The following is an 8,202-nucleotide window of genomic DNA, read 5'->3' on the forward strand; positions in this document are numbered from 1 at the left end:
GACACCGGCGAACACGCATCGTCACGGCCAGGTGGGGCCAAAACTCGTTCCCCAACCAACCCGCGAAGATCGACAAGTGGGGCCAGGAGCCGCTGGAAGGTGGGGCCAAAACTCGCTACCGGAGCCATCCGGCAATCTTCGGGGAGCGGCGGCACCACGGCGGCAGGATCGCCGAGGAGAACCGCTGCCGTTGCCCGCTGTCAGGGTCGACGCGGCGGTCGTTGACCCGCGGCGCCTGAACCTCGACCGCGCCCGCGGCGGTCATCACCTGCCGCGGCTGGGCACGGCCGTTACGGACCACCAACCGGCGGCCACGTTCGTCACGCTCGTCAGCGAGCTCGGCGATGTAGGCGTCGACCTCGGCTTCCAACGCGGCCGCGAGCATCCGCCGGGCACCCTCCCGGACGATCTCATCGATCAGCGACGACCTGGCCGCCTGGCCGTCCTCGGATCCGTTGTCCTCAGGTACTACCGTGAGCACGGGCGTGCCTTCCCGACCGACGCGCCAACGTCGGCCTGACTGAGACCTCAACCTCGATCACCGGGAAGGTACGCCCTCCCCAGCCGATCCACAGGTCTCAACCATTGCTCGGGCTCGAACCCCTGACGCGCCAGTGGCACTTCCCGAGGTAGCCAGGCATTCAGCGCGGCCAGTCGGACTGAGCGCTATTTCGAGTCCGGGATCTTCGAGTGACGCACGGCCGCGCCGGTCAACCCCTATCCGATCTTTCTGGCATTCACATTGCCGGCGTAGCCGGCCCGTCGGATCTTCGTGTGGGTGGGTTCGACGGACACGGTCGGGCCGTTGACGTGCAGGTTCAGGTTCGCATTAATGCTGGTTGGGTGCACTGGTCACCGCGACCATCGACGCGACCTGGGCATTTGGCCAGAGCAGGCATCCTGGCGACCAGCACTAATGCGAACCTCCATAGCGTGACCGGGCACACGCGGAGCGCTGCAACTATGGTTCGTATGCCCGGGCAGTGCTCCCGCCACCGTCATCCGGCGATGATGAACGACCAGCATCCGGCAGACGGACGCGCCCAGTTGGGGATCCGTGGGCGGCTGGCGTCTCGGTTCTTCCGCACCCCGTGACCGCTTCCGTGGCCGGGCTCGCGCCGGCTACGACGCGGGATGACGTCGGCTCTACTGGCTCGTCCGGACCGAGGTCCGTCCACAGCGTTCCCGATCTGTGCTCTGATCGAGCGCCGGACGCAGGCGGGCGCTTCATGCAGCCGGCCCACGTCGGGTAGCCGGTTCCTGGAGTGAAGCTGGTTCGTCGCCCACGGGCCCGCGTCTCCCTGGCTCGGCGCATGCAGTCGAGGTGTCCGGGTCGTCAGGCGGTCCGGGTGCCGTGGATGACGCCGAGGTCGAGTTCGATGCGGCGTCCGTGGACGGTGACGACGATGCTGGCGGTGTCGGCGCCGGTGGCGGTGAGGTAGTCGTAAAGGGTCGACAGGAGCATGTCCTCGCGGCTTTCGAGACGCGAGACAGCGGCCTGGCCGACACCGAGCTTCTTGGCCACCTCTGCCTGGGTCATCTGTGCCGCCTTGCGGATCATCGCCAGGTTCATGGCGTAGACCCGGTCCATCTCCTCCGCCGCCATGTGGGCGTCGGCGACGTCAGCGGCGAGCTGGGGGTCGGCCAGGAGCCGGTTCAGGTGGTCGTTGCCACGGACGAACTTCGATGGCAGCTGCGGGGCGTCCTCTGTCATGGCTTCTCCTCGTGGGATGTCTCGCGCTTCCACTGGTCGATCATGGGATCGGCTCTGGCGGCCACTCCGTCGTAGAAGACGTCTCCCAGCCGGGCCTTGTCGGCGGCGAACAGGGCGACGACCACGGTGCCCGTCCCTGGAGGAAACCAGCAGATCAGCCGGACAGCTACCCGTGGGTCGTAGGCGTGCGAGACCCGCCAGAGCGGGTAGCGGCGCGACTGCCGCACCCAGCGCAGAGCGCCATCTCGCTGTCCCGGGTGGGCGGATCTGTCAGGTTCCGCAACTGGTCGAGGGCACGGGCCGCGTAGGCCAGCAGGAGGCGCGAATGTTCGTCGCCTGCGCGCACATCCTCCTCGAGGCGGTCGAGCCACCGGCCGAAGTCCTCAGGCCAGTCAATGTCCACTGCGACATCATTACATCGAGAGCATATTCCATGCAAGGCATGGCGCGTCGATCGGCCCATCGGAGCCGGTCAAATCGGGCCCAACACCACACGAACCGGCTTCCCGTGCCCGCCGACCTGCAGCTACAGAGAACCACGCCGACCGATAGGTCGAACCTATCGACCCAGACCGGAAGCCAGCTACGGAGCGTGATGGATCTCGACTGCTCGATACGGCTTGCCAGATAGAGCCCTATCTCGAGTCCAAGATCTTTAGGCGACACGCGGACACACCACTCAACCCCTACCCCACCTTCCTGGCGTTCACGTTGCCGACGTAGCCGGCCCGGCGGATCTTCGCGTGGGCAGGTCCGATGGACACCGCCGGGCCGGTGACCTGCAGGTTCAGGTTCGCATTAGTGCTGGTTGGGTTCACTGGTCACCGCGACCATTGGTGCGACCTGGGCATTTGGCCAGATCGGGCATCCTGGCGACCAGCACCAATGCGAACCTCCATAGCGTGACCTTCAACATACGGAGCGCAGCACCCACTCGGGTGCCTGTACAACGCTCCCGCCTGTCCATCCGGAAACGATGAACGGCCAGCATGCGGCAGATGAGCACGTGCGCTTGCCGGAGGACGGCGTGGTTGTCACGCTCTGCCGACGACGAGGTAGTCGAAGGCGGGCGGCGGGCCGACCGGGTGTTCCAGGGTTTCGATGACCTTGCGGGGGTTGTCATACGGACCTGACTGGTAAAACGGCTTGCCGTCTCTGCCGAAGGTGATGGCGGGAGGCCCGTCCCAGGCGCCGAGCTGGGCGGCGGCCCGGACGAAGTCGGCGTGCGGTTCGAAACCGAGGCCTCGGGCGTACTCCACGGCGCCGAAGACGATGTCCGCGGCGAGGCCGATCGGCGCGTCCTGCCATCCAGCTGGGTAAGCAGCGTAGTACTCGGGCACGAGCTGGGACAGCTCGACGTCGGTCCTGATGTCGGGGCCGAAGGCGTTCTTCACGCCCAGGCAGTAGACGTCGGCCAGGAACCCGCACACCGACACCCTTTCCCAGCGATGCCTGCGGGCCACCAGCACGCTCACCAGGCCGCCAGCGTTCTCCTCATCGTCCGCGGGGGGCGACCCTCGATGGCGCGACGCCCAGGGCACGAGCGATCTGCTTCGGCGATTTCCCCTCGCCGCGTAGCTGGGACACCTGATCGCGCAGCTCAGCATCGTCCACGATCAAGGAATCACAGCCATAGCGGCGTAGCTCGTAGCCCAGGCCCCACCTGCCATTACGCTGCCTGCCAGCACGCCCGGCGAGGCCGTCGATCTCAACGACCACGGTGCGACCGGAACGAGCGCTCCGAGCCGATCAGGACTCCTCGTCCCAACTCACTGACCGTCCCTGGGCGAGGCTGGTTCAGCCCGGCGGTGAGGCCAGGCACAGCCGGGCCGACAGGGCGGTCCGTCCGTGCCCCGACGTATGGGGGAAGACTGGCCGCATGGAGTTGCTGATCGCCCGCAACCCGGATCCGGATTCCCGGCTGCCGTACCTGCTGCGTCTTCCGCTGGCGGACGGGTTGGTGTTCCGCGCTGCCGGGACGTGGCCTCGGACCACCGCGCTCTACTGCTACCCGCTGCCGAGCGCCGACTGGCCGGAAACAGCGGAGCTCGTCGAGCGGGTGCCGTTGCGGTCCTGCGTCCGTCGCGGCGCGGCCATCGATCTGATCGCCGACCGGGCCCGGGAGAACCGCTCCCAGCTGGTGTTCACCACCGCGCGGGGGCGCGACGCGGTGTTCTGGCAGTCCCCACGGACCCGCAAGCAGGCCCGGCCGAACGTCCGCACCCCCACCGCCCGCGCCGGCGGCGTCACCGAGCTGGAGATCGTGGTCGACTCCCACGAGAAGTACCCCTACCGGTTCGCCACCCAACAGGTCCGCACGACACGGCGCGCCCTGCCCGCGGGCGACTACGGCCTGATCACCGACGGGCGGCTGGCCGCCGCGGTGGAACGCAAGTCCCTGCCGGACCTCGTCACCAGCCTCACCACCGGCAGGCTGCGCTACGCCCTGGCGGACCTCGCCGCCCTACCGAGGGCCGCCGTCGTCGTCGAGGACCGCTACTCCCAGCTGTTCGCGCTCGACAGGGTGCGGCCCGCCCTGGTCGCCGACGGCCTCGCTGAACTACAGATCCGCTGCCCAGGCGTGCCGATCGTGTTCTGCGAGACCCGCCCCCTCGCGGAGGAATGGACCTACCGCTACCTCGCCGCCGCCCACCTCTGGGCCACCGCCGAACAAGCCGCACTCACCCGCATCGGCCCGCTCACGGACGACCTCGACCACGCACCCAACGCCCCCGAACCAACCACCGCCGAGGTGCGCACCTGGGCCCGCGCACACGGCATCACCGTCCCCGACCGAGGACGGCTACGACCCGACGTCTGGGACGCCTGGCGCGCCGCCCACTGACCGCGGCCGACCTTCGTCAACAAGTGCGTTCGCATCTCGACGACAGAACCACGACCACCGGGGGCAAGCCCCGACATCGGCCCAGACGCGCCAGCCGGAACACCGCTGGACTACCTGATCTTCGTGGCGTTCGCATTGCCGGCGTAGCCGTCGCGGCGGATCTTCGCATGGACCGGCCCCACCGACACGGTCGGGCCGGTGACCTGCAGGTTCAGGTTCGCATTAATGCTGGTTGGGTGCACCGGTCCGTGTATTGCGCGGACAGATCTTCTCCGCTGTGTCAGCAGCTCTGGATGCCCCTTCGAGGGCGAGGGCAGCGACAGCCGAGGGATCTTCAAGCACTGCGGGCGGGCAGGCACCGGGGGTGACTACCGATTGGGTTTCGGCGGGCCGGCGGGTCGCCCTGTCAGCTGACGTACGGATTCCTCAAGGTCATGGGCGTGCGTGCGACGTCGAGCGCAGGCTGCGGGAAGCGGGGGCCGGCGGTGTAGTAGCGGGCCCGGGTTCGCCCGACCGGTTCCAGAACCTGCGCGGTGGCGAGGTCACGAAGATCGCGTTGCGCCTGCTGCAGGCTCAGGCTCTCGGCGTGCTCGTAGCGTGAACGGCGGACACGGCCCGCCATGGCCACGTCATGCAGGGCCGTGACCACCCGCTCGTCCAGACTGATGGTCTCGGCGAATTCGAAGAGTGCGTGCCAGACCCGCCCGGAGCGGTCGAGCCGGCCCGCAACGGTCTGGGCCTGCTGGTGATAGGCGGTCAGGTTGAACCGGATCCAGCTGGAGACGTCCTGGTCGGGAAGGTACGTCGGGCCCCGGTCGGCGAGTTCGCGGTAGTACTCCCAGGTGTTGCCGGGGCGGCCGAGCCACGCCTCGATGGACGAGAACTCCGGGGCCAGAACACCCTCGCGGGCGATCATGAGCGTCTGCAGCGAACGGGACATCCGGCCGTTCCCGTCGGCCCAGGGGTGGATGGACACCAGGTGCAGATGCGCCATCGCCGCCCGCACCAGACGGTGGGCGCCGTCGTCGGCGTTCAGCCAGTCGACGAGTTCCCCCACCAGCTCCGGGACGGTATCGGCGTCCGGGGCCGTGTAGGCCGCGATGCTGGGATCGCGGGCGTCGGTGACGTAGACGGGGCCCCGGCGCCACTGCCCGGCCGGCCGGCGCACCGCGTGGCGGTGGCCCTGCAACATCCAGTGCAGAGCGTTGAGCATGCCCTTGCTGTAGCTGAAGTCCTCGGCATCGTGAAGGGTCTGGATGTACGTCATCATCCGCTGGTAGGCCAGGGTCTCCTCCCGGTTCTCGTCCGAGATCTCGACGTCTCGCTCGCCGGCCATCAGATCCTCGACGTCGATCGTGGACACCTTGAAACCCTCGATGGAGTTCGAGGCCGCGACAGCATCGGCGGTCAGGAACTTCCGAAGCCCATCAGTCCATTTCGACGGCGTGGACGCGACCTGATGCCGCAGCGCATCCCGCAGGTCGTCGATCTCGCCGAGCACCTGATCGTCGGCGGACCCGAGAGCAGGAGTCGGATACAGCATGCCTCAAAAATAGTTTGACGTAGTCATCACGTCAAGGCGATGACAGCCGCCGCCAACCGGCCGCAGGCCCGCGCGGCCTCGACACCGAACGGGATCGGGTCGCACTCGTTCTCGACGCGCTGAAGCGTCTCCATCCGCCGGGCGCATTCCTCGTACTCGTCGTAGAGGCCCTGTTCCTCGTTGCGGCGGACTGAGCGGTTCCGGTGAGCGGTGACGGCAACGTTGCCGTGCCGTCACCGCTCACCGGAACCGGAGGCATTATGGCTTTCGGGCGATCGCGCCGTACATGAACGACTCGTTGTCGCCGTACCCGGCCGCGTCCTCGTCCGGGTGCCAGCGGTGGACGAGGACGACGCCGGGTTCGAGGATCTCCAGCCCGCGGAAGAAGCCTTCGACCGTGGTCCTGTCACGCGCGGTCATCGAGATGCCGTTGGCGCGGTACGCGGCGACCCCGCCCGCCACCGGTTCGGGCGCGTAGTCGGCGGTGACCGTGGAGAGCGCGAGGATGCTGCCGGAGGCCAGCGGTGCCATGAGCCTGTCGATGACGTTCTGGATGAGCGTCTCGTCCGGGATGAAGTGCACGATCGCGATCAGGCTGAGCGCGACGGGCTGGCTGAGGTCGAGGGTGGAGGTGAGCTGCTCGGACTTCAGGATGGATTCCGGGTCGGTGAAGTCCGCGTCGAGGTAGGCGGTGCGACCTTCGGGGGTGCTGGTGAGCAGGGCCCGGGCGTGCACCAGGACGATGGGGTCGTTGTCGACGTAGACGATCCGCGACTCGGGGGCGGCCTTCTGGACGACCTCGTGCAGGTTCGGCTCGGTCGGCAGCCCGGTGCCGATGTCAAGGAACTGCCGGATGCCGTGCTCGGCGGCGAGGATGTGCGCCATCCGGGCCATGAAGTTCCGGTTCGCCCGCATGGATCTCGCCACGCCCGGCATGCTCTTCGCGGTTATCTCGCCCGCCGCGCGGTCGGCCGGGAAGTTGTCCTTACCGCCCAGGATGTAGTCGTAGACTCGCGCCGAGTGCGGTACGTCGGTCTTCAGATCGACGCTGGGCGGTGCCCAGCCCGGTGCTCCCAGGCTGACGCCCCAGCTGGTGTCGTCGCCGCCAGTCACGACTGCCCCTATCTCCAGTACTGCCCGTTTCTTGCTGGTAATGCCTTCTTCAGCAGACTCTCGCACCCCCTGCCGGGGGTGCCGCATCGGGGGTGCCACTGCGGGACCGGTGCGGCGATGGCGACCGGAAATCAGCCCGGCCGGCGAGGCGGGAAACCGCCTCTGAGCAGGCACTCTGTCTTCGGCACACCGGCGTACATCATCTCGGCGGCGGCCGGGCCGGGCGGGCTGATGCCGGGCTGCAACGGCAGATCCGTCGCCGAGGCCCGCATCCGGTTCAACGCCGCCCGAGTGCCCTCCGCGTCACCGAGCGCGCCGAGGACCCGTGCCTCGTAGCCGGGATCCGGGATCCGGGCATACCGGTTCTCCACCACGACGGCGGTCTTCCGTACCGAGACGGCGGCCGCCTGGTAGCCGCAACTACGGCGGATCGCGTCGACAGCCCCGACAGCGCACCTACCGCCAGTGTGCGTTGAGCCAGTTGATGGCGTCCTGCACGGTGTTGATCTCCTCGGCATCCTCGTCGGATATACCGATGCCGAACTCCTCCTCCAAAGCCATGCCCAGTTCGACAAGGTCCAGGGAGTCCGCTCCCAGATTGTCGACGAATGACGCGCTGTTCGTCACCTCCTCCGGCTTGACCTTCAGTTGCTCCACGACGACGCTCTTTACGCGCTCCTCGACGGTGGACACTCCGCGGCCTCCTGCTCCGACGTGCATGGAAACGGACAGAACCTGCATGTTCTCTGAGCGGTCCGCGTCGCGAGCTCCAATGTCCACTCCTGGCATGGTGATGTTCACCACGTGGGGTCTGTCCCGTCTGGCGCCATCCAACGAAGGTTCGATGCCCGTGCTCGCAGGCTAGTACTTCAGCCGGACTTTAGTGATCATTTTGATCTGATGGGTCATGGTTGAGATGCGACGTTGAGGTGGAGCCGGTCCAGGCACGCAAGAGGCCACCGGTGATCATCGAGGTTTGTGACGACT

The 8,202-nt window shown here is 67.6% G+C and carries 10 protein-coding genes and 1 pseudogene; 1 reads left to right on the plus strand and 10 read right to left on the minus strand.

The features are described from left to right. Positions 1-133 precede the first annotated feature (133 nt). The 5 genes and pseudogenes from AB1460_RS34360 to AB1460_RS34380 all read right to left on the minus strand — a co-directional run. Positions 134-481 (minus strand): annotated as a pseudogene (locus AB1460_RS34360) (transposase); the annotation flags it as partial. A gap of 855 nt (positions 482-1,336) precedes the next feature. After that, complete coding sequence (locus AB1460_RS34365; protein WP_368966501.1) at positions 1,337-1,714, minus strand: helix-turn-helix domain-containing protein; 378 nt, start codon at positions 1,712-1,714, stop codon at positions 1,337-1,339. Beyond that, entirely contained in the window at positions 1,711-1,941 is a 231-nt protein-coding gene (locus AB1460_RS34370) for a hypothetical protein (RefSeq protein ID WP_368966502.1), read from the minus strand. Before AB1460_RS34370 ends, AB1460_RS34365 begins: the two co-directional genes overlap by 4 nt. A 459-nt stretch (positions 1,942-2,400) precedes the next feature. After that, a complete protein-coding gene (locus AB1460_RS34375; RefSeq protein ID WP_368966503.1) occupies positions 2,401-2,532 on the minus strand; it encodes a hypothetical protein in 132 nt (43 codons plus the stop codon). Between the two features lie 216 nt (positions 2,533-2,748). Next, positions 2,749-3,255, minus strand: coding sequence for a helix-turn-helix domain-containing protein (locus AB1460_RS34380; RefSeq protein WP_368966505.1), 507 nt, complete (start codon positions 3,253-3,255; stop codon positions 2,749-2,751). Positions 3,256-3,593: 338 nt separating this feature from the next. Here AB1460_RS34380 and AB1460_RS34385 point away from each other — a divergent pair, with 338 nt between their 5' ends. Beyond that, positions 3,594-4,559 carry an ERCC4 domain-containing protein gene (locus AB1460_RS34385; protein WP_368966507.1) on the plus strand — a complete coding sequence of 322 codons (966 nt, stop codon included), beginning with the start codon at positions 3,594-3,596 and terminating at the stop codon, positions 4,557-4,559. A gap of 110 nt (positions 4,560-4,669) precedes the next feature. On the opposite strand, the gene AB1460_RS34390 is transcribed toward AB1460_RS34385, so the two are convergent. From AB1460_RS34390 to acpP, 5 genes are all read right to left on the minus strand, one after another. Next, on the minus strand, positions 4,670-4,801 hold the full coding sequence (locus AB1460_RS34390; protein ID WP_368966508.1) for a hypothetical protein: 132 nt from the start codon (positions 4,799-4,801) through the stop codon (positions 4,670-4,672). 164 nt (positions 4,802-4,965) lie between these two features. Continuing rightward, positions 4,966-6,102, minus strand: coding sequence for a Fic family protein (locus tag AB1460_RS34395; RefSeq protein WP_368966510.1), 1,137 nt, complete (start codon positions 6,100-6,102; stop codon positions 4,966-4,968). Between the two features lie 258 nt (positions 6,103-6,360). Further along, the gene (locus AB1460_RS34405) at positions 6,361-7,215 is read right to left on the minus strand and encodes an SAM-dependent methyltransferase (protein WP_420497444.1); all 855 of its coding nucleotides are present in this window, start codon (positions 7,213-7,215) and stop codon (positions 6,361-6,363) included. 131 nt (positions 7,216-7,346) lie between these two features. Next, positions 7,347-7,589, minus strand: a complete 243-nt coding sequence (locus AB1460_RS34410) for a hypothetical protein (RefSeq protein ID WP_368966512.1) — start codon at positions 7,587-7,589, stop codon at positions 7,347-7,349. A gap of 82 nt (positions 7,590-7,671) precedes the next feature. Then, a complete protein-coding gene (gene acpP / locus AB1460_RS34415) occupies positions 7,672-7,908 on the minus strand; it encodes an acyl carrier protein (RefSeq protein ID WP_368966513.1) in 237 nt (78 codons plus the stop codon). Positions 7,909-8,202: the final 294 nt, after the last annotated feature.

This window comes from Parafrankia sp. FMc2, from assembly GCF_041008525.1.
In the GTDB taxonomy this organism is placed as follows: domain Bacteria; phylum Actinomycetota; class Actinomycetes; order Frankiales; family Frankiaceae; genus Parafrankia.